The 19,166-nt window shown below is 57.0% G+C and carries 17 protein-coding genes, 1 tRNA gene and 1 pseudogene; 12 read left to right on the top strand and 7 right to left on the bottom strand.

All coding sequences use genetic code 11. The features are described from left to right. The 4 genes from map (at position 1) to IMCC20628_RS08865 (ending at position 3,556) form a co-directional block, all read left to right on the top strand. The gene (gene map, locus IMCC20628_RS08880) at positions 1 to 828 is read left to right on the top strand and encodes a type I methionyl aminopeptidase (RefSeq protein WP_047029924.1); all 828 of its coding nucleotides are present in this window, start codon (positions 1 to 3) and stop codon (positions 826 to 828) included. Next, positions 825 to 1,667 (top strand): DNA repair protein RadC, encoded by an 843-nt coding sequence (gene radC / locus IMCC20628_RS08875; RefSeq protein ID WP_082128076.1) that lies wholly within the window; start codon positions 825 to 827, stop codon positions 1,665 to 1,667. Before map ends, radC begins: the two co-directional genes overlap by 4 nt. A gap of 268 nt (positions 1,668 to 1,935) precedes the next feature. Next, positions 1,936 to 2,421 carry a twin-arginine translocation signal domain-containing protein gene (locus tag IMCC20628_RS08870; RefSeq protein ID WP_156174449.1) on the top strand — a complete coding sequence of 162 codons (486 nt, stop codon included), beginning with the start codon at positions 1,936 to 1,938 and terminating at the stop codon, positions 2,419 to 2,421. 31 nt (positions 2,422 to 2,452) lie between these two features. Further along, positions 2,453 to 3,556 (top strand): amidoligase family protein, encoded by a 1,104-nt coding sequence (locus IMCC20628_RS08865; RefSeq protein WP_047029922.1) that lies wholly within the window; start codon positions 2,453 to 2,455, stop codon positions 3,554 to 3,556. Between the two features lie 81 nt (positions 3,557 to 3,637). On the opposite strand, the gene tig is transcribed toward IMCC20628_RS08865, so the two are convergent. The 3 genes from tig to IMCC20628_RS08850 all read right to left on the bottom strand — a co-directional run bounded on the left by tig (position 3,638) and on the right by IMCC20628_RS08850 (position 8,943). After that, positions 3,638 to 5,071 carry a trigger factor gene (gene tig / locus IMCC20628_RS08860; protein ID WP_047029921.1) on the bottom strand — a complete coding sequence of 478 codons (1,434 nt, stop codon included), beginning with the start codon at positions 5,069 to 5,071 and terminating at the stop codon, positions 3,638 to 3,640. Between the two features lie 557 nt (positions 5,072 to 5,628). Then, positions 5,629 to 6,165 (bottom strand): invasion associated locus B family protein, encoded by a 537-nt coding sequence (locus tag IMCC20628_RS08855; RefSeq protein WP_047029920.1) that lies wholly within the window; start codon positions 6,163 to 6,165, stop codon positions 5,629 to 5,631. A 33-nt stretch (positions 6,166 to 6,198) separates the two neighbouring features. Then, entirely contained in the window at positions 6,199 to 8,943 is a 2,745-nt protein-coding gene (locus tag IMCC20628_RS08850; protein WP_047029919.1) for a hypothetical protein, read from the bottom strand. A 136-nt stretch (positions 8,944 to 9,079) separates the two neighbouring features. Between IMCC20628_RS08850 and IMCC20628_RS08845 the strand changes: the two genes are divergently transcribed. Continuing rightward, positions 9,080 to 10,327: an IS256 family transposase gene (locus IMCC20628_RS08845; RefSeq protein ID WP_047029227.1), complete on the top strand. Its 1,248-nt coding sequence runs from the start codon at positions 9,080 to 9,082 to the stop codon at positions 10,325 to 10,327. Here the strand turns inward: IMCC20628_RS08845 and IMCC20628_RS08840 are convergent. Then, the gene (locus IMCC20628_RS08840) at positions 10,235 to 11,083 is read right to left on the bottom strand and encodes an autotransporter-associated beta strand repeat-containing protein (RefSeq protein WP_245307900.1); all 849 of its coding nucleotides are present in this window, start codon (positions 11,081 to 11,083) and stop codon (positions 10,235 to 10,237) included. The two genes, IMCC20628_RS08845 and IMCC20628_RS08840, sit on opposite strands and share 93 nt — an antisense overlap. Between IMCC20628_RS08840 and tssI (IMCC20628_RS08835) the strand changes: the two are divergent. The 6 genes and pseudogenes from tssI (IMCC20628_RS08835) to IMCC20628_RS08815 form a co-directional block, all read left to right on the top strand. Further along, positions 11,070 to 11,981 (top strand): annotated as a pseudogene (tssI, locus tag IMCC20628_RS08835) (type VI secretion system tip protein TssI/VgrG); the annotation flags it as partial. The gene IMCC20628_RS08840 and the pseudogene tssI (IMCC20628_RS08835) sit on opposite strands and share 14 nt — an antisense overlap. Then, positions 11,945 to 13,132: a type VI secretion system tip protein TssI/VgrG gene (gene tssI, locus IMCC20628_RS24225; RefSeq protein WP_245307899.1), complete on the top strand. Its 1,188-nt coding sequence runs from the start codon at positions 11,945 to 11,947 to the stop codon at positions 13,130 to 13,132. The pseudogene tssI (IMCC20628_RS08835) and the gene tssI (IMCC20628_RS24225), both read left to right, overlap by 37 nt. A 73-nt stretch (positions 13,133 to 13,205) precedes the next feature. After that, a complete protein-coding gene (locus IMCC20628_RS08830) occupies positions 13,206 to 13,592 on the top strand; it encodes a PAAR domain-containing protein (RefSeq protein WP_082128074.1) in 387 nt (128 codons plus the stop codon). Beyond that, positions 13,592 to 14,599 carry a DUF4123 domain-containing protein gene (locus IMCC20628_RS08825; protein ID WP_047029917.1) on the top strand — a complete coding sequence of 336 codons (1,008 nt, stop codon included), beginning with the start codon at positions 13,592 to 13,594 and terminating at the stop codon, positions 14,597 to 14,599. The genes IMCC20628_RS08830 and IMCC20628_RS08825 overlap by 1 nt, the downstream gene beginning before the upstream one ends. A 1-nt stretch (position 14,600) precedes the next feature. Further along, on the top strand, positions 14,601 to 15,452 hold the full coding sequence (locus IMCC20628_RS25065) for a hypothetical protein (RefSeq protein WP_156174447.1): 852 nt from the start codon (positions 14,601 to 14,603) through the stop codon (positions 15,450 to 15,452). A 72-nt stretch (positions 15,453 to 15,524) separates the two neighbouring features. Further along, entirely contained in the window at positions 15,525 to 16,319 is a 795-nt protein-coding gene (locus tag IMCC20628_RS08815) for a hypothetical protein (protein ID WP_047029915.1), read from the top strand. Between the two features lie 281 nt (positions 16,320 to 16,600). On the opposite strand, the gene IMCC20628_RS08810 is transcribed toward IMCC20628_RS08815, so the two are convergent. The 3 genes from IMCC20628_RS08810 to IMCC20628_RS08800 form a co-directional block, all read right to left on the bottom strand. After that, positions 16,601 to 16,685: transfer RNA gene (locus IMCC20628_RS08810), tRNA-Leu, on the bottom strand. A gap of 192 nt (positions 16,686 to 16,877) precedes the next feature. After that, on the bottom strand, positions 16,878 to 17,486 hold the full coding sequence (locus tag IMCC20628_RS08805; protein ID WP_047029914.1) for a GDYXXLXY domain-containing protein: 609 nt from the start codon (positions 17,484 to 17,486) through the stop codon (positions 16,878 to 16,880). Then, entirely contained in the window at positions 17,483 to 18,595 is a 1,113-nt protein-coding gene (locus IMCC20628_RS08800) for a DUF2157 domain-containing protein (RefSeq protein ID WP_047029913.1), read from the bottom strand. Before IMCC20628_RS08800 ends, IMCC20628_RS08805 begins: the two co-directional genes overlap by 4 nt. Before the next feature lie 285 nt (positions 18,596 to 18,880). Between IMCC20628_RS08800 and IMCC20628_RS24660 the strand changes: the two genes are divergently transcribed. Next, positions 18,881 to 19,021 carry a DUF1127 domain-containing protein gene (locus tag IMCC20628_RS24660; protein WP_082128073.1) on the top strand — a complete coding sequence of 47 codons (141 nt, stop codon included), beginning with the start codon at positions 18,881 to 18,883 and terminating at the stop codon, positions 19,019 to 19,021. Positions 19,022 to 19,166: the final 145 nt, after the last annotated feature.

The raw sequence follows: 19,166 nt of genomic DNA, 5'->3' as shown, positions 1-19,166 counted from the left end.
ATGGTTACCTATATCGACGCTGCATCGGCCCCGATGAAAAACACCGGCCAGATCCGGCTTTATGGCCCGGATGGCTTTGAAGGCATGCGCAAGGCAAGCCAGATCACAGCCCGTTGTCTGGATGAACTCGTGTCCCGGGTTGTTCCCGGCGTGACCACCAACGAGATCGACCGGTTCGTGTTTGAATTCGGCATGGACAATGGCGCCCTGCCCGCGACGCTGAATTACCGCGGCTACACCAAATCCTGCTGCACCTCGATCAACCATGTCGTCTGCCATGGCATCCCCAATGACAAGCCACTGCGAGAAGGTGAAATTGTCAATATCGACGTCACCTATGTGCTTGACGGCTGGCACGGTGATTCCAGCCGCATGTATCCCGTCGGCGAGATCAAGCGTTCTGCCGAGCGGCTGATGGAGATCACCCATGCGACGCTGATGCTCGGCATCCAGGCGGTCAAGCCGGGCGCCCGCATCGGCGCCATCGGTGACGCCATCCAGCGATTCGCCGAAGCCGAGCGCTGCTCGGTGGTGCGCGATTTTTGCGGCCATGGCGTCGGAAAACTGTTTCACGATGCGCCCAACATCCTGCATTACGGCCGCCCGGACGAAGGCCCTGAAATGCGCCCCGGAATGATCTTCACCATTGAGCCGATGATCAATCTGGGCCGCCCGCATGTCAAAGTGCTGTCTGATGGCTGGACTGCGGTGACACGGGATCGGTCACTGACTGCCCAGTACGAACATACAATCGGTGTCACCGAGGATGGCTGCGAGATCTTCACCCTGTCGCCGGCCGGACTGGACCGGCCCGGTCTGCCCGCATGACATCACGCCGCCCCCCGGACCGAAACGACAACGGACCGGATCACGGCGGCATCAATGATGAAGGTCCGGTATCCGCGCCGGAAGACGAGCGCAGCTATTTCGCCGAAACCAGGCAGGGCAAACCCAAAGGGCTTGCGGTTGACGCCTCTGCAAATCCGGCAGGCTCCGAGGAGCACTATCACGGCCATCGCGACCGCTTGCGTTTGCGGTTTCGCGACAGCGGCGACCGGGCGCTCGCCGATTATGAACTGCTCGAACTGCTGCTGTTCCGCCTGATCCCGCGCCGCGACACCAAGCCGATCGCCAAGGCGCTTCTTGCCCGGTTCGGCTCCCTCCCCGAGGTGCTTGGCGCCCCGACCCACCTGCTGACCGAGATCAAGGGGGTTGGCGACAGCGTCGCCACCGATCTCAAGCTGGTAGCCGCGATCGCGCACCGGATGCTCAAGGGCGAACTCAAGGATCGGCAGGTTCTGGCGTCCTGGTCCGCCGTGATCGAATATTGCCGCGCAGCCATGGCCTTCGAAGCACGCGAACAATTCCGGGTGCTGTTCCTGGACAAGAAGAACACCCTCATTGCCGACGAAATACAGCAGACAGGAACGGTCGACCACACCCCGGTCTATCCACGCGAAGTGGTCAAGCGCGCGCTCGAACTTTCAGCCACAGCGATCATTCTGGTCCACAACCACCCATCTGGAGATCCGACCCCGTCGCGCGCCGACATCGAGATGACCAAGCTCATCATCGACACGGCCAAACCGCTCGGGATCACCGTGCATGACCACATCATCATCGGCAAGGACGGTCACGCCAGCCTCAAGGGTCTGAAGCTGATATAGAATCTGTTGGTGGCAGAAACACGTGAAACGATAAGCTGAAGACTATTGCCCGACACGGGCGGGATGCAACGGTAAGTCGGCGCCGTAGCCGGCTCGGATCATTTTCTGCGCGATAATGACCGGCCATGTCGAAATAACCTTGCGACCCCAGCAGAATTACATTAGATTTTTCCATTAGATTTAAAGGGTTATGCTGCATATTTGGCGCTCTCTTGAAGTCGATTGATAAAATGTATTTTTTTGAGAAAATAATCTGGGGTTGCAATACATGACTAAGAAAACCGACATCTCACGGCGTGACGTAATGACTGGAGCAGCCACGGTTGTAGGAGCGGCATTGCTTCCGTCTTCTGCTTTGGCCCAGGAACCTGCTGCCACATTTTATGTCGGGCAGAAATATACCTATTGCGACGCCAAGGTGCTGGCACATTTCTGGTCAGGATCGACGGGCGGCAACAATATCTGGGACGCCAAAGTCTCTGCCGGTCAGATGATTCTCAATCGCCAGACACGCGCCCTCGACCAGAAAATCCGGGCCGCCGCCCAAATGTTTTCCCAATCAGGCCAATCCTGCGAATTCGAAGACGCAGACAATCCACCCTACAGCTATGACGACGCCGCCAGCCTTGCCAGTTACTGGAACAAGGAATGGAATCAGAACATGACCCCGTATGACGCCAAGATGAAGATCATCCTCAACGTAGAAGGCGGCGGCAACGGCTGGGTGCTCGGCGAGTTGGCAAAGGCGCGATAGAACAAACAAAGCGAAGTCCAGCGGCTTTGCTATGCCAGTGATTCACTGGAAAACTGGCTACGAGATCGAATTGCTAGCCCCTGCAGGGCTCAGTAGAAAAGATCTTGCCTTGCGTCTGGCGCAGGGCACCGACGGGGGCTCGATTGCCCCCGTTTTCGTTCCGCAGGCCGAACTCATAGACCTCGAAGGCGTACAGGTCTTCGAGAACCTGACCCTTGGCTACGACGCGCTTGATGCGGACGGCAAGCTGATCGCCCGCTGCGCCGACGACATGACGATCCAGGCCGATCTCGACAAGCAGGCGGCACCCAAACCGGGCTGGTTTCGCATAGTCGGCGACGACGCCCGGTTGATCCGATTGATCAAACGCCATGCCGATCCTGCATCAACGGTCGGCGCTGTCCTTGAGCCCATCGCGGCTCTTTTCGGCGCCCGTCTGCAGCACTTCGACAACGGAATGGTTCGTTTGGCCGACAGCACGGGCGCTCCCATTGCTATGGCTTCGCAGCTTCCCAGCGAACGGGAGCGGCCTTGCGAAATCATCACGCCACCGATCAGCGAGAATCATGCGCAGCGGCTGGCAGCCCTGCTGGAGCCTGCATTCGCAATGGGGTTTACAATCCCTTCTGAAGCGGCACTGCATGTTCACTTTGACGCCGCACCTCTGTGCACGCCACAGGCCTTCGCCAAACTCGTGGTGATCTTTGATCGCTTCGGCGATCAGCTAAAGCAGTTGTTTGGCACCAACCCGCGCTGCACTCGCCTGGGCAAATGGCCTGACGACCTGTTGGCGATGGTGACCAGCCCGGCCTTTGCGGATATGAACTGGACAGACGCCCGCACAAGGCTTCGGCAATTGAAACTGACGAAATATGTCGATTTCAACCTGATGAACATGATCTATCCAACGGATGAGAAGCACACGTTTGAAGTTCGCATCCTGCCGGTGGAGACCGATATTGAGAGTATCGTGAATTCAACAATCCTGCTGGAAGGTTTGTTGAGGATTGCGCTCGAGCCATCTGTAAAGTGGCCCGACATCGCAACAGCTACGCTCGGACAACTCATTAAAAAAATGCAGATTGATCCGGCTGCAAAGCAGTATTGGCGTGGTCGGACGGCCACAAGCAATTGAACGCAGGCCCCGGCACAGCGAGCTCCCCATAAAAAAGCCGCCTCGAAAGGCGGCTTTTTCGTCTGTTGCTACGCAGTCCGCTTATTCGGCGTCGGTTGCTGCAGCTTCGTCCTTCTTGGCGGCCTTCTTCTTGGCAGGCGCCTTTTTCTTTGCAGCCGGCTTCTTCTCCGAAGCTTCCGCTTCGTCGTCAGCCATCAGCTCTTCCTTGGTCACTGTCTTGTCCGTCACGTCAATGACGGTCATCAGGTGATCAATGGTCTTTTCTTCAAAGATCGGAGCCCGCAGCGAAGCGACGGCGCCAGGAGTCTTCTGGAAATATTCGTAGATTTCCTGTTCCTGGCCCGGGAACTTGCGGACCTGCTCAAACAGCGACCGCTGCAGTTCTTCATCGCTGACCTGAATGCCGGCTTCTTCGCCGACCTTGGACAGAACCAGACCAAGACGAACCCGGCGCTCGGCCAATGTGCGATATTCCTCGCGCGCAGCTTCTTCCGTGGTGTCTTCGTCTTCAAACGTCTTGCCGTTGTCGCTCAGTTCCTGGTTGATCTGGCGCCAGATGCTTTCAAACTCGGCATCCACCAGCTTGGAAGGCGATTCGAACTTGTGTGCTTCGTCGAGCTGGTCGAGAATCTGGCGCTTCAGCTTCTGACGGGTGGCCTGGCCATACTGGCTTTCGATCTGCGAGCGAACGACTTCGCGCAGCTTTTCAGCAGAATCGAGACCCAGTGTCTTGGCCGTTTCGTCATTGATTTCGAGTGCGCCCGGAGCCGCAACCGCCTTGACGGTAATGTCGAAGGCAGCTTCCTTGCCGGCCAGATGGGCAGCCTGGTAATCAGCCGGGAACGTCACCTTGATGACAGTCTCGTCGCCGGCCTTGACGCCAATCAACTGCTCTTCAAAGCCGGGAATGAAGCGGTTGGAACCGATAACCAGTTCGGCATCCTGATCGGCGCCGCCTTCAAAAGCTTCGCCATCGATCTTTCCGAGGTAATCAACAGTCACCTTGTCGCCATCGGCAGCCTTGCCGGTCTTCGGCTCATAGGTGCGGCTGTTTTCAGCAACACGGAGCACCTGCTCCTCAACTTCTTCCGCCGGTACGTCAACAATCTCGCGCACGACCTTGAAGCTGGAAAAATCCGCTACATCAAAAGCCGGAATGACTTCGTAGACCATGGTGAATTCGAAGTCGGCTGCGCCGCTGAGAATTAGATCAGCTTCTTTCTCGTCCTCGGTCATGGAGATTTCCGGCTGGGTTGCAGCCCTTTCTCCACGCTCGGCAAGAATCGAGGTTGGCTTTTCCTGGATCATGTCATTGACCATCTGCGCCATCATCGAACGGCCATAGACCTTCTTGATGTGCGAGATCGGCACTTTGCCCGGGCGAAAGCCTTTGATCTGCATTTTTCCCTTGGCTTCAGCCAGCTTCTCATTGAGCTGTGACGCCATATCCTGAGCGGGAACGACAACCTTCAATTCGCGCTTCAGCCCTTCGGCCAGCGTTTCGGTAACCTGCATGTTCAAACCTTCATTTCCTCGCGACTGCGACCGTTCGGGTTGGCCCCGCGACTGGGCCGGTTATCCGGCGTCGCTTGTGGCATTCTTCAAAATAAGTTCCAAACCGGGATCAACCGGCCGGACACTTTCTCGTGCTCGCCCTGCCCTCCTGCGCCAAGCGGCGGCCGGACCGGACGACAAACTGGAGCGGCTAGATCTCGTCAAGTGGGTCAAACATTTACGCCATCTCTGACGTCAACCCACTGACTGACTTTGCTCTTTCCGCATTTGCAGTCTTCGCATTCAGCGTTGTGGGTTCCAATCTGATGGTCCGATTGTGTCCCATTTTCCGCAAACATATGCTCCGGTGAAACCAAGCCTCACCGACCTGCCCCGCAACTATGCGATTTTGCGCCAAATGGCAAGCCTAAGCGACATACCGACTGGCGACGATCCAGCCAAACCGAGCCATAGATGCGCGCCCAATCATTCAGCATCCTGGAGCTGCGCCGTCGTTCTCGGGTTTTCAATGTCGTTATCGCCAAACCGCGGTGCAGTTTTGCGCGACGCGACCAGTATCAAGGCTTGGCGCCCATCAGGATGTCGTAGACCGCAGAGAATCCAACCAGTGACAATCCGAAGACAAAATCCTCGCCATCAAGCGATTTCGCCGAAATATTGAACACCTTGCCCCTGCGCAGAGCATCGGCAAGTTTCGGTTCAAGCTGGAAAGTCGCGTAACTCCCCGACGCGTCGGCGTGAGAAATGGTTGCCACCGATTTCGCGCCATCATCCACCCAGAAAGTCGCGCCCTCATCCAGCAAGATGCCATGGGGAAGCGACAGGGTGGCAACGACCTGCGCCCTGTCAGACGGATTCCGTACGAGCTTCATGGCCAACAGACGTTGCCCGGAGGAAGACACAAACAGGGTCTGTTCCATCGTGCAGTTGAAAGCGCCGGCGCTGTTGGCATTGCTGCAGGATACAATCCACGCAGGCAGAGCGTCCGCAGTTTGCGCGCGCGGCCCCTTCTGCGTCTCCGATTGGGCGAATGAATTCCCGCTGGTGATCATGCAGAGCGCAATCACCACAGCCGACACTACGCCGTTCAACATATCGCCCAAACTCCACCACGCATCTGTGCGATGTTAGAACTGCAGTCTCAGGTTAGCCGTGATGCGGCCGCCCAGGAGGTTCTCGTTGAATGTGACATCGCCACGGATACTGGCACTGACCTCACGCAAACTGCCGTTTTCGGCGTCAAGAATATTGCGATAGTTCACACCGGCCGAAAATTCGCCATAGGTCCCGAAATTGGTTGTCGAAGTCGGCGTTACAGCAAGACTTGGCGCAATGTAATTGACGGACGGATCCTCGCCGAAATCATTGTAGATGCTGGCCGTGACGAAAGGCTGCAATGCCGATGTTTCATTTGGCAGGATATAGGTTTTAGCCACGGTCAAGCTTGCAAATCCGATAATGTTTTCAACATCATCAAACTGCAATGTACCACCCGGTGAGGCATCAATGGTGACATTGTCTGCCGAAGTCCGCGAGTAACTGAACCCGGTCGTTGGCACCACGGACACATCGTCGAACGAGAAGGCATACCCCATCGAACCGCTGACGGTGAAGCGGCGGGTGTCGAACGAGTCATCCTGTACGAACACCTGACCGTTTGCCATCGAGTTGATCTCGAACCGGGTCCAGTCGAACATCGTCTGGATATCTGCGAAAAAACGACCCTTGGAATAGGTGGCGTAAGCTCCGATGTTCCGTGACGTGAAGCGGTTGCTCGAGGTGATGAGGTTCTGGTTCTGATTGGCCGTGCCGAGACTGACACCGCCGAGAACACCCAGATTGACCGATGCGCCATCGCCGCCGATATTGAAGCAGCCCCAATCCGCACCACCCTGGAAGCCGCCATAATTGACATCAACTTCGGTGCTCGCGGATGCAGAAAGCGGGCTCGAAGTGGTCGAGGTCGCAGTCGATGTTCCAGCGGTCATGCGGCCATAGACGCCTGGCGAACAGGTGTCAGGCTCAACACCGATCGGCGTTGCTACGAAAGCGCTGGTCGGGCGGTTGATCGCCGAGTTCACGATGTTCTGAACCGAACTGAGACTGCCAACCAGGCCGCCCAATGTCCCCAGATTGAGTGTTGTCCGGATGACGTAATTATTGCCGCTGTCAACAAGGTTGTACTGGACGAACGGGCCGCTCACCAATCCGGTCACTGTTCCAATGTTGCTGCCGCCGTTGCCCGTCGTCGTGATCACGGTCGTGTCGCCAGGGGTGTCGCGGCTGGAGACAACGATTGGTGTGAAGTTGACATCGATCGTTCCGGCCAGCGAACCGTCGATGACCATGGTGTCGACCAGGCCGGTCGCCGCATTGGTCAGCGCCAGATCGAAATTGTAGGTGCCGCCGCCGCCATTCGTCACATTGCCGTTGACGGTCAGAACATCGTCGGTCGCGCCATCGAGCAGCGAAACCGTGCCGCCGGTGTTGTTCACCGGACCACCAAGTGTCGAGGCGCCGAGCGCGTTGACGGTGCCGGTGTTGTTGAAGGCAGAGAAGCCGTTCAACGCGCTGCCGTTCATGTTGAACGTCCCCGTATTGTTGAAGACTCCGGTGGCTGCGGTCGTGCCTGCCTGATTGAAAGTGGCATTGTTGATGATCGGGTTGACTGTCCCGATCAGAGTGCCGCCGTTGGAGTTGAAGATCGCGTTGTTGGTGAGGCCACCATTGAGCGTTCCGCCATTATTGTCGAACGTCCCGCCATCAACGGTGGCAAGACCGCCGATCGTGCCGGTATTGGTCATCGTGCCGGCGCTCTGGGTGAAGACACCGGTTATGTTGTTCATATTGGCGAAAATGTTGGCGTTCGAAACGCTGGCAATCGTGCCGGCGTTCGAGCCGGTGCCGCTGTTGGTCACAGCGCCCGCCGTGCCTCCGGCCTCGTTGGTGAACGAAGCCTGGTTGTTTACTGACGCCAGAGTGCCCGCATTGGTCACGGTGCCGCCGGTGATCGTCGTGGCTCCGGCAACCGAACCGCCGGTGTTCTGGTCAAACAAACCGCCCGAGACCGTGAGCGTACCGCCCACCGATCCGGTGTTCGTCGTCGTGCCGGCCGTATTGGAGGCATCGCCACTGATCGTCGCAGTGTTACTGAAGGTGCCGCTATTGGCCAGCGAGGCAATCGTGCCGGCGTTAGAGCCGGTGCCGCTGTTGGTCACAGCGCCAGCCACGCCACCGGCCTCATTGGTGAACGAAGCCTGATTGTCCACTGCGGCCAGAGTGCCCGCATTGGTCACGGTGCCGCCGGTGATCGTCGTAGCTCCGGCAACCGAGCCGCCGGTGTTCTGGTCAAACAAACCGCCCGAGACCGTGAGCGTACCGCCCACCGATCCGGTGTTCGTCGTCGTGCCGGCCGTATTGGAGGCATCGCCACTGATCGTCGCAGTGTTACTGAAGGTGCCGCTATTGGCCAGCGAGGCAATCGTGCCAGCGTTAGAGCCGGTGCCGCTGTTGGTCACAGCGCCAGCCACGCCACCGGCCTCATTGGTGAACGAAGCCTGGTTGTCCACTGCGGCCAGAGTGCCCGCATTGGTCACGGTGCCGCCGGTGATCGTCGTAGCTCCGGCAACCGAACCGCCGGTGTTCTGGTCAAACAAACCGCCCGATACCATCAGCGTGCCGGTGACCGATCCGGAGTTCGTCGTCGTGCCGGCATTGCTCAGATCGCCATCGATCGTGCCGGCATTGGTGACCTCGCCGCCGGCATTGTTTGCCAGCGCAGTCGTTGTCAGGATACCGCCCGCTGCAATGTCGACACCGCCAACACCGCCAACGGCCGCGCCTGGCGACGAATTGGTCAGCGTGCCGGCCACATCGAGACGGCCGGCATTGACGTTGACCTGACCGAGCTATGACTGAATCTGGTGTTTGGGCGGTTTGAAGGTTGGCGGCGTATCTGGTTGATTTGTTGTTGCGAGACAGCAGCCCAACCAAAGGAGATACGCCACCATGGAGACGACTAACATTGTTGATTTTGCGCGTCGAGACGGGATGACGGACACGCTGACGGATTTGTTGAGAACGGGAGCCCAGCAATTGATCGCGACAGCAGTCGAGGCAGAGCTTGTCAGTTATCTGGCGCAATTTGCCGACTTGCGCACTGAGGCAGGTCACGCAGCTGTTGTTCGTAATGGGCATCATCCGGCTCGGCCAGTACAGACCGGCATTGGCCCCGTGAACGTGCGCATTCCAAAGGTTCGATCCAAGGACGGCACACCGGTGACATTTCGATCTGCCCTGGTGCCACCCTATGTGCGCAGAACCAGAACGTTGGAAGCGGCCTTGCCATGGCTTTATCTCAAAGGTGTTTCCAGCGGCGAAATGGGCGCTGCCCTCAAGGTTCTTCTGGGCCCTGATGCCGCTGGCTTATCGGCGAATACTGTGTCGCGGCTCAAGCGTGATTGGGCAAAGGAGTACGACGGTTGGAGAGACGCTGCGTTCGATGACGAGCCAATCGTCTATATCTGGGCTGACGGCGTCCATAGCGGGCTTCGGGGCGAGAACGACAAGCTGTGCGCCCTTGTGATTGTTGGCGTTACGGCCCGTGGCAAAAAGCGGTTCCTGGCCATTGAGGACGGGGTGCGCGAGTCCACGCAGAGTTGGCGCGAGGTTCTGTTGAGCCTGAACAGCCGAGGAATGAATGCCCCCAAGCTGGCGATTGGAGACGGAGCCATGGGGTTCTGGGCGGCGCTGGAGGAAGTATACCCCGAGACCCGCCAGCAGCGATGTTGGCAGCACAAAACGATGAACGTGCTCAACTGCCTGCCCAAGCTGTCTCAGCCAAAGGCCAAGGCCGCGATCCACGATATCTGGCAGGCTGAGACCAAAGACGATGCGAACAAGGCATTCGATTTGTTCATCAAAACCTATGAGCCAAAGTATCCCAAGGCAGCGCTGTGCCTGCAAAAAGATCGCGAAGAGCTCATGGCATTCTTCGACTTCCCCGCCCAGCATTGGCAGAGCATCCGCACCAGCAACCCAATTGAATCTGCGTTTGCCACGATCCGGCATCGCACCAAGCGTTCAAAGGGCTGCCTGACCCGCGAAGGCATGCTGCACATGATGTTCAAGCTGGGGCAATGCGCCGAGCAAAACTGGCGAAAACTACGCGGCTTTGATTACCTGGCCAAAGTCATCACAGGCGTCACGTTCAAAGACGGAATTGAAGCTACAAACCCCCACCAGATCGCCGCATGACCGACAAGCCTCAAACACCAGATTTGACAATAACTCGACCTGACCAGCGTTCTGGTTGAGCAGATCATTGTTGCCGTTCGGGCCGATATTGACGATCTGGGTGTTGTTGCCATTCAGATTGATCTGACCGTCATTGGTGATCTGCTCTGCACCGGCATTGTCCGAATCTGAATCAAAGGTCGCCGCACCGGCGAAGTTGTAAACGCCCGTGACCAGGTTGTTGATGGCACCGGCATCGGTGACCGATCCGGTGTCGGCGACATTCATGACGCCGCCATTGTTGATGGTGTTGCCAAGCCCCGCCAGCGTGGCGCCGGCGTTGATCGTGACAGTCGAGCCGTCTGCCGTCGTGATTGTGCCGACGGAAAGGGTCTGGCCCGCCGCAATGTCAACCAGAGCACCGGCGCCATTGAGGTCCAGCGTCGAGGTGGCACCAAGGTTTTCAGAGCCATCAATGTCAAGCGTTCCCCCGGCGGCAATGTCGATGTCGGAGCCGTCCGCCAAAGCACTGCCGTCGGTCTGGAGTGTGCCGCCATTGCTGATGTCGATATCGGTCGAGGCAAGCGCGCCTACACCTGTCAGCGCAAAGGTTCCGGCGCTCACCGTTGTCGTACCGGTATAGGTATTGACGCCGGTCAGCGTCACCGTACCAGTTCCAACTTTGTCGATGCCGATGCCGACACCGGCACCCGAGATCACCGAACTGTGTCGGCCATGACCGCCACTGGTCGCGGAGGGGTTGATGAACGCTATCACGCTTAAACAGGACAAACGCGCCGGCGTTCTCGAAACGCCATTTGGCAAGGACGTGCTGGCGTTGTCCCGGTTTGATGGCTCGGAAGGCGTGAGTGAACTTTTCGAGTATCGGATAGAAGCCTTGAGCATGCAAGGCGATCTGGATTTCGACAACGCCATCGGCAAGAACGTCACTCTGACCATTCACGGCACATCCGGCGGCGAGCGCAAGTTCGATGGAATTCTGACCGAGACCCAGTGGCTTGGCGTCCGTGACCATTTCCATTGCTACCGACTGGTTCTGCGGCCCTGGCTCTGGCTGTTATCGCACCGCGCCGATTGTTTCATTTTTCACGAAAAAACCGTCACCGACATCATCTCCGAAGTCTTGGGACGCCATGGCGCCCTGGCCGAATTTGACGACCGCACTGCTGCCGCGTTTCAGCCGATCGAATATTGTGTGCAGTACCGCGAAACCGATATGGCCTTTGTCTGCCGGCTGATGGAAGAAAACGGCATCAGCTGGTTTTTCACCCACCAGGACGGCTCGCACAAACTTGTCATGTTCGACAACACCAGCCAGTGCGAGGCGGCGCCTGGCGGATCCCGCCCCTATCTGCCGCTGGCCGGACAGGACCGCCGCGCCAGCGAATGCATCCATCATTTCATTCCCGAGAGGCGCTTCACCTCCGGCAAGGTATCCGTACGGGACTACAATTTCAAAACCCCCTCAGCCAAGATGGAGGGTGTCCACGACGGAACGGCCACCTACGAGCACGCTGACAAGGAAATCTATGATTACCCTGGCCGTCATCTTGATCAGGGCGCAGGCAAGACCGTGGCGCAGATCAGGATGGAATCGGAGGCAGCCCTCGACAAAAGATGCATGGCGTCAGGCAATTGCGTCACCCTTTTCCCGGCAGTCTGGTCGAACTCACCGGTTACCCGTTCCCAACCTACAACACCGAATACGTTGTACTGCGCTGCCAGCACAGCTTCATATCCCAGCAATACCGCACAGGCGCCGGCTCGACCGGTGAGGACAGCTACGAAGGCCAGTATGAATTCCTCGAAAGCGAGGTGGATTTCCGGCCGATGCAGATAACGCCGCGTCCGCTGGTGCATGGGCCGCAGACCGCCAAGGTGGTGGGCAAGGAAGGCGAGGAAATCGATTGCGACGAGTATGGCCGCATCCTGGTGCGGTTCCACTGGGACCGGGAAGATGACCAGTCGATGCGCTGCCGCGTGGCGCAGAACTGGGCCAGCAAGCAATGGGGCGGGATGATCATCCCGCGCATCGGCATGGAAGTCATGGTCGAGTTTCTCGAGGGCGATCCGGACCGGCCGCTGGTCACCGGCTGCGTCTACAACGCCGAAAACATGCCACCCTACACCCTGCCCCAGTTCAAGACCCGATCCACCTTCAAATCTGATTCGCACAAGGCCGCCGGCTACAACGAGTTCCGCTTCGAGGACGAGTCCGGCGAGGAAGAAATCTTCCTGCACGGCCAGAAATATCTCAACAGCATTATTTTGGACGACGAGACCTGGGATGTGGGCGGCAACCGCGATTTTCACGTCGCAAAATCCAATTCGCAGAAGATCGACAAAGACAAGGACATGACCGTCGGCGGTGACCACCGCGAGGAGGTCGGAGGTTCGCGCGACGAAACCATTGGCGGCTCGCAGACACGCACTATTGGTGGCGCCGAAAATCTCACGGTCGGTGGCGACCGGCTGGTCGACGTGGGCAGCAACCTGCAGCACGAGGTCGGCTCCGACATGCTGTGCAAAATCGGCAGCAAGGGCCATGTCGATGTCGGCCAAAGCTATTTTATCGACGCCGGAACCAATGTCGTGATCGACGCCGGCGTCAGCATCTGCCTGTCAGTCGGCGGCAATTTCATCAAGATCAGCCCGGCCGGCATCCAGATCGAGGGAACGCTGGTGCGGATCAATTGCGGCGGCGCCCCGTCGCGCGGCAGTTCGGTCAGCAAGAAGAACGTGCCGCGGCCGAAGAAATACTCAGGCCCACACGCCAAACGCTATCCGAGGTCATCGGAGAAATGACCCGAACGGCACCCCGGCGCGGCAACGGCCTGTATTGGGCTGACCGGCACACCACAAGAAGACGGAGGGCAAAATGGGTAAACCGGCAGCACGCCTGAGCGACATGCACACCTGCCCGATGGTGACGCCGGGCACGCCACCGGTGCCGCATGTCGGCGGCCCGATCCTGCCAAGCTGCGCGACCAATATTCTCATCGGTAACCTCCCCGCCGCCCGCGTCACCGACAAGGCGCTCTGCGTCGGCCCCACCGATGTGATCGTCCAAGGCTCGGCGACGGTACTGTTCAATAATCTGCCTGCCGCCCGTATGGGCGACAAGACCATCCATGGCGGAGTAATCGTCTCCGGGATGATGAATGTGCTGATTGGGGATCGTGGGGGTGGGCCGGGATTTGCGAAAGTCTCCAAACCCTGCCTCAAACAGGCGGCAAGCTCCGGCTCGCCCTTTGTCAAAGGCTGATGATGCCGGGCGCTGACACCACCGAAGAACTGATTAAAATTCTCGACGGGATCGAAGGCCGCCGCTACGCTGTGGTCGACGCCGCCCATTTCGACAATCTGCAGGATTTGCTGAACGAGGTGGGCCTGCCGTTTCATCCGCTTTATCTCGATGAAAAAGACCCTTCACCCGACACCGAAATCGCAGGTCCCCACCTGGTGGAACTGCCCACCCGCGGCTCGGCCCGCAAGCTGATTGCACTGGCGGACGGCAAGCCGGCAATCGTCTGGTGGGTCTGGCCGGAACGGGGGGATGGCACGACCGACGAGATCTATCGGCATTTGCGGCGGTTGAATGTGGTTGAGATTCCCGAAGAGAACGTTGCCCCCGATATGCCCGACGAAGAGGAAGACAGCGCAGGTACCCTTGACGCAGCCGGCGAAAAAAACGGCGCGCGCGACCATGGCGATCACGGCCCACCGCCTGCCGGACCTCAACGCTACGAACTCGTGATCTTCCGACACGGCGACCCGAGCGTCATGGCAATGCTCCTGCCGCTACTGGACGCCGCACTGGTCTCGCGCCTGTTCGGGGATGCGAACTATATCGTTGTCGACCAAGGCAACCTAGCAAGTTTCCCGCGCCCCCAATTTTTACCGGAGAAACCGCGGGGATGGTTTAGGATCGAGCGAGTGGAATATCGGCAGATAGAAGAACTACGGCTCAACTGGCTATCCCAAAGAACCGGAAAATATCTGCGTCAATATGCGAGCAACTATATTACTGGAATGAGCAATACAGATTTTCACAGCAACACAAAAAATTGGATAATCGAGGCAAAAAAATTTGGAGTAACGGAAGAGTCCGCATTTCGGAAATGGTGCTTCTTGCAAGCAATCAGCAAGGGGCGCATACACAGCAATCCAGTTTTCAGACGGCACTTCACCGGTAACCAACTCTCGCTTCCCGCTAACGAACGGGTTCATGATATGACGCGTGAAATTATTGAGCAGTTAGAGATGTCGTAAGATGGCATTTTCTAATGACATGCCGATAAGTGGCATAGACGCAGCAAGTATGAAGGCCGCCGAAACCGGGGCCGACAAAGGGTCTGTTCCTGGCTCTGCGGCAAATCCATGTACCACTTGTGATTCCGCGGAAAATTCTGAGTGCGCGAATAAAATTGAACAAATTCAGAAAGAAGCTACCCAAATATCATCCGAATCTGACCCTATTGAGAGGAATAAACTGATCACAGCAGCCTATACAGATCTCTCCAGAGAAGCCTCAGACAACCGCTGGATAAATCTCGCTTCGGTAGTCTCCTCACAAGGAGGATGCGCTATGAAGGAAGTGGCCAAAATTCGAAGTTACTTTCCATCCATAAAAGACTCATTGGACTCTTCGACGGGCATGTCATTCACAAAAAATATGTACAGAGCACTGGGAGATGCCAACAAAGCAATATTCAGCGACATTTATCCAATGGCCGCATATCAGGCACGTTATGGATATGAAGACATGAAAAAATGCTATGCCGCTACGGGCAAAAAAATCCCAAATAAGATCAGCAAGTCATTTGAAAGTCTGGAGAACGGCAATTTGCGCCAAGCGTCAGATTTGATGGCCGATTACGAGCAGCGAGATGTTGTTCAGAACGTGTACGATGACTATAAAGGTACATTCACCGAAATGTCAGTCGCAAATGTGATTCAGAAGCCGTTCACCGGAAGCAACCTGTTTGACATTCCCGTCTCTACAGATTGCGGCGACACAGACAAAGTTCCGTTCGTTGGGTCCATTTCGAACCCCGATGATCGTGTCGGGTACTACAACGCGTTGATGGACAAACTTTCTACTCAACAAGGCTGGTCATGGTAATTTTAGGTCATGATAAGATCACTATCAATCATCATTCCGATTACTCTGGCCATATTACTTGGAGTAAATTTCATGTTTAGGCGCAACGATCCTGCACTAGGCAAGCCGAGAGTGATCGAGATCGGCATGCAAATGACCTTGAAGGAATTCATTGAGCGAAATCAATTGTCGATTGGACCACGTGTTGAGCAGGGTTATAAAATTGATGCGGATAAGTTGACGGACAGAATGCCGATCCTCTTCGATGACAACTGGATCGAGCTTCACTATCTTGAAGGTAACTTCAGTTTCGAACTGCCGCCCGGACGTACCCTGCAAATCACACAAGAAGCTGGACGGGTAAACGGTTTCGCTATTCGACCGTTTGCACAACCCCTCCCTCTAAACGAAATTCGCGACTACACAGAAGCGCTCGTGGCGACACTCAAGCATAAGGGCTGGCAGGTCAATCCTCCTCTCAATATTCCATCGACGCCGGAGGATTTCGATTTGTCCGGGAAAAGTCTTTTCGCGGAAATGTCATCAGCGGGTGGAAACATTCTACAGATGAATCTCCGGGATTATGGTCTTGCCCCAAAGCAGGAAAGTTTCATTCTCAATTTCAATCCTTTCCACAAATCGGCCGAAGCAACGCGTTCTTACCTATTGCAAATCACAATAGATACCGGAGAGGTGGCTCCGAGTTATAGTGATCTCATTTACCCCCGCCGCATATTCGTCAATGGCGATGTAAAAAAGCCGGTTCCCTTGAGACTGTGGATCCAAGACCCCGACTGGACGCCGCAAGAGGCTGGTATGGTCCCGACGGCACGCGAAGAACGACAAAGCCGAGAGTCTTCAAAGTGGAAGATTCCATCGGGACAGTAAATTCTCAGCACCCGAGTTTTGCACCTTGCGGGCTGTCCAAACCTACTCTCAGGTCGCGACCGCACTAGCCGCCTATCGGACTGAACTAGGGCAATTCACCATAACTCGCCCACCGTGTATCTACGATATCGCCCCCTGACCTGCTCCCTGAAGATTCCTCGAATTGACGCTAGACTGTTCCTACTGAAGGAGACAGACTAACGTCAATTCGAGGAATCTTCAGGGAGCAGATCAGAAAAACGAAGCGTATTCTGTTGGCTCAACCATGAAAAATATGGATCTGGTGCGGGTGAAGGGACTCGAACCCCCAAGCCTCTCGGCGCTTGGACCTAAACCAAGTGCGTCTACCAATTCCGCCACACCCGCACTGAAGAGCCTTGTCGCCACATGCATGCGGCGGCTCTGAACTCGGCGGTCTATAGCACCCGTTTGGCGGCGGTCAAAGTGAAAATCAGGCTTCGGCCCAAGGTTTTGGACAATGCGTGTGCGAAAGTGAAAAACGCCATCAGTGCACAGCGGATGCTGGGCAAGCGACGGGGTGCACATCGCCGGTTTGTCTCAGTATAGCGGCTCCTGGTAAAGCGGCTCGCCGTCGATCATCAGACGCGCGATCTGCGCTTCGCCATCCTTGGAGACGCGCACAGCAACCGTGGTGCGCTGCGCATTGCGGGCGGCTTCGATCTCCAGCCCCTCGCCTTCTGGTACATAATAACGCTCGATGCCGAAGCGTAGCGACACGCTGACATTCTTTGCACTTGATCGCTCGGCCCCGGACAACTCAACCGGTTTGCTTTTAAGATACACCGCCTTTGGGTTTGCGGGCTCAGGCTTCTCATGGGTGACGGCGGTCGGCACAGCCAGCCCGTCTTCACCTGTTTCAAGTGTCAGCCACACCGGCGCAAAACCGGTCTTTTCGGGCCAGTCGCCCTTGAACAATGAACCGTCAACGACAGAAATATCTTCATAGGCGAGCCTGACATAGTCGCCGCGCATCAAATCGCGCGGATCCACCGGGCTGGTCTTGAGAATGATTTCAGCGCCATTCTGCAGGATCGCCGCCCGGCCCTGGATCATAACGCCCAGCGTGCCGATCAGCACCACGGCAGAGACAATTGCCGCAATCACCGGGTTGAGCTCCCGGCGCAGCAGTTGAGCAAAATGCATCATGACCGGCCCTCCCCGGCCTTGAACCGTTTTTCAATCTTCATCACCGCGAATGCGATGATCGCCAGCACCAATCCGCCGAGGAACAGAAAGCCGGAACTGCCAAGCAGGGTGCCCAGCGTTTCCCCCACCACATAGACGGTCTCGCAGGCAAAGGCGAAATAGGCAAACCGCCTGATCAGCCGGTTCTCGCCTCCGGCGACAGCGAGGATGGCGATGCTGGCCAGCAGGATCAACGCAGCAAATGCAATTTCGGCAGCAAGGCCGGGATTGACGAAATCGATCTGAATCAAGCCCAGCCCCGACAATAACAGCACGGCGCCATAGGCCGACAAAACTCCGTGCCGCATTACCAAGCCGCCAGGCAGGGTCGGCAGCAGGGACCCCACTGCAAACGCCACGGCGCCAATCGCGGCGAAAAAATAGCCCGGATCGAAATCCGTGGCCTCATCAACAACCCACAGCATCCAGGCCAGAAACAGCCATGCGCACAAATGCCCGGCGACTCTTGACCGAGATCGCCATGCGGCGACGCCAACGGCCAGCGCTACCGCAAGAACTGTCGTATATCCGGAAATATCCAGCACATCGGTCGAGCGTGCCCCGAACACAGCAGTTTCGGCCAGCAGATAACCAAGCCCCAGCACGCCGGCGCTGATTGCCGCCACACCCGAGGCGAAGGCGACCGACACCACCAGCGCGCCAATGGTCCAGGCCAGCATGAAGGCGGCATCATCGCCGCTGAGATGGTACATCTGCCCGACCAGCGCGATCCCGGCGCCATAACTCAACAGCGTGAAGACTAGCGCTGCCTCGGATATCCATCGGGCGCTGCGCCGCAACGCGACAGCTGCAATGGCGAGGCCGGCGGAAATCAGGACAACAATCATCGCCACCCGCATTGGCCGGGGGATGGCTTCCCAATTGGCTGCGATCAGCGCGATCACCGCCGCGCCAAACAGCACCGCAGCAAGAACAGCCAACACGCTCGAAAGACTGAACCCGGTATGGCGGCGGTCATGATCTTTCAAAAGCGCTTCAGCCTGGCCGGGCTGTAAAAGCCCGCTCCTGGTCCACTGGTCAATCTCACGCGACAAATAACTGCGAAACATCAGGCGATTCTTTCCTTGAAGAGTCCGGCCTTGAAGATACCGGACTGCAGACTACATCATGCAGCAAGCCGGACAATGGTCGCAAAATTGGCATTCCGCCTCATCAATATGCCGGTCTTGCACAGCTTTGAGGCAAAATGCGCCCAGCACCCCTTGAGCTATGCAAAACGAGAATGGCTTATATGAGCATATTGCACTGCACAAATCGATTAGATGCCCTATATTCAAAACATCGGAAGGCCACGGTGGTCAACCGGACAACAGCAGGACAGAGGGAGAGTATCCATGAAATTGATCCGCTCCTACGCCAGCTGGCGGAAATACCGCGAAACATGCGTCGAGCTGAACAGGCTTTCAGAACGCGAGTTGAGCGACATCGGCATGTCACGGGGCGATATTCCATTCGCCGCCCGGCGCGCCTTGTAGAAATTCAAGAATTCGGAGCGGCACCTCCTCCTCCCAAATAGCCGCTTCGATGTGACTGGTGTTCATCCTCCTCCCGAGCATCAGTCTCCCAAAATGACGCCCACCGGATCCTCCTCCCCCGGTGGGCGTTATTTTTTTGGGCAAG

The sequence above is a fragment of the Hoeflea sp. IMCC20628 genome, assembly GCF_001011155.1.
Lineage (GTDB): Bacteria > Pseudomonadota > Alphaproteobacteria > Rhizobiales > Rhizobiaceae > Hoeflea.
This window is presented reverse-complemented; position numbering and strand designations above follow the sequence as displayed.

Excerpts from the sequence above, each read along its gene's own strand:
- tssI (WP_245307899.1), top strand. The coding sequence starts at position 11,945 with ATGCATGGCGTCAGGCAATTGCGTCACCCTTTTCCCGGCAGTCTGGTC.
- IMCC20628_RS08830 (WP_082128074.1), top strand. The coding sequence starts at position 13,206 with ATGGGTAAACCGGCAGCACGCCTGAGCGACATGCACACCTGCCCGATG.
- IMCC20628_RS08805 (WP_047029914.1), bottom strand. The coding sequence starts at position 17,486 with ATGATGCATTTTGCTCAACTGCTGCGCCGGGAGCTCAACCCGGTGATT.
- IMCC20628_RS08800 (WP_047029913.1), bottom strand. The coding sequence starts at position 18,595 with ATGTTTCGCAGTTATTTGTCGCGTGAGATTGACCAGTGGACCAGGAGC.
- IMCC20628_RS08815 (WP_047029915.1), top strand. The coding sequence starts at position 15,525 with ATGTTTAGGCGCAACGATCCTGCACTAGGCAAGCCGAGAGTGATCGAG.
- IMCC20628_RS08825 (WP_047029917.1), top strand. The coding sequence starts at position 13,592 with ATGATGCCGGGCGCTGACACCACCGAAGAACTGATTAAAATTCTCGAC.
- IMCC20628_RS08855 (WP_047029920.1), bottom strand. The coding sequence starts at position 6,165 with ATGTTGAACGGCGTAGTGTCGGCTGTGGTGATTGCGCTCTGCATGATC.
- map (WP_047029924.1), top strand. The coding sequence starts at position 1 with ATGGTTACCTATATCGACGCTGCATCGGCCCCGATGAAAAACACCGGC.
- tig (WP_047029921.1), bottom strand. The coding sequence starts at position 5,071 with ATGCAGGTTACCGAAACGCTGGCCGAAGGGCTGAAGCGCGAATTGAAG.
- IMCC20628_RS08845 (WP_047029227.1), top strand. The coding sequence starts at position 9,080 with ATGGAGACGACTAACATTGTTGATTTTGCGCGTCGAGACGGGATGACG.
- IMCC20628_RS08870 (WP_156174449.1), top strand. The coding sequence starts at position 1,936 with ATGACTAAGAAAACCGACATCTCACGGCGTGACGTAATGACTGGAGCA.
- IMCC20628_RS24660 (WP_082128073.1), top strand. The coding sequence starts at position 18,881 with ATGAAATTGATCCGCTCCTACGCCAGCTGGCGGAAATACCGCGAAACA.
- IMCC20628_RS08865 (WP_047029922.1), top strand. The coding sequence starts at position 2,453 with ATGCCAGTGATTCACTGGAAAACTGGCTACGAGATCGAATTGCTAGCC.
- radC (WP_082128076.1), top strand. The coding sequence starts at position 825 with ATGACATCACGCCGCCCCCCGGACCGAAACGACAACGGACCGGATCAC.
- IMCC20628_RS25065 (WP_156174447.1), top strand. The coding sequence starts at position 14,601 with ATGGCATTTTCTAATGACATGCCGATAAGTGGCATAGACGCAGCAAGT.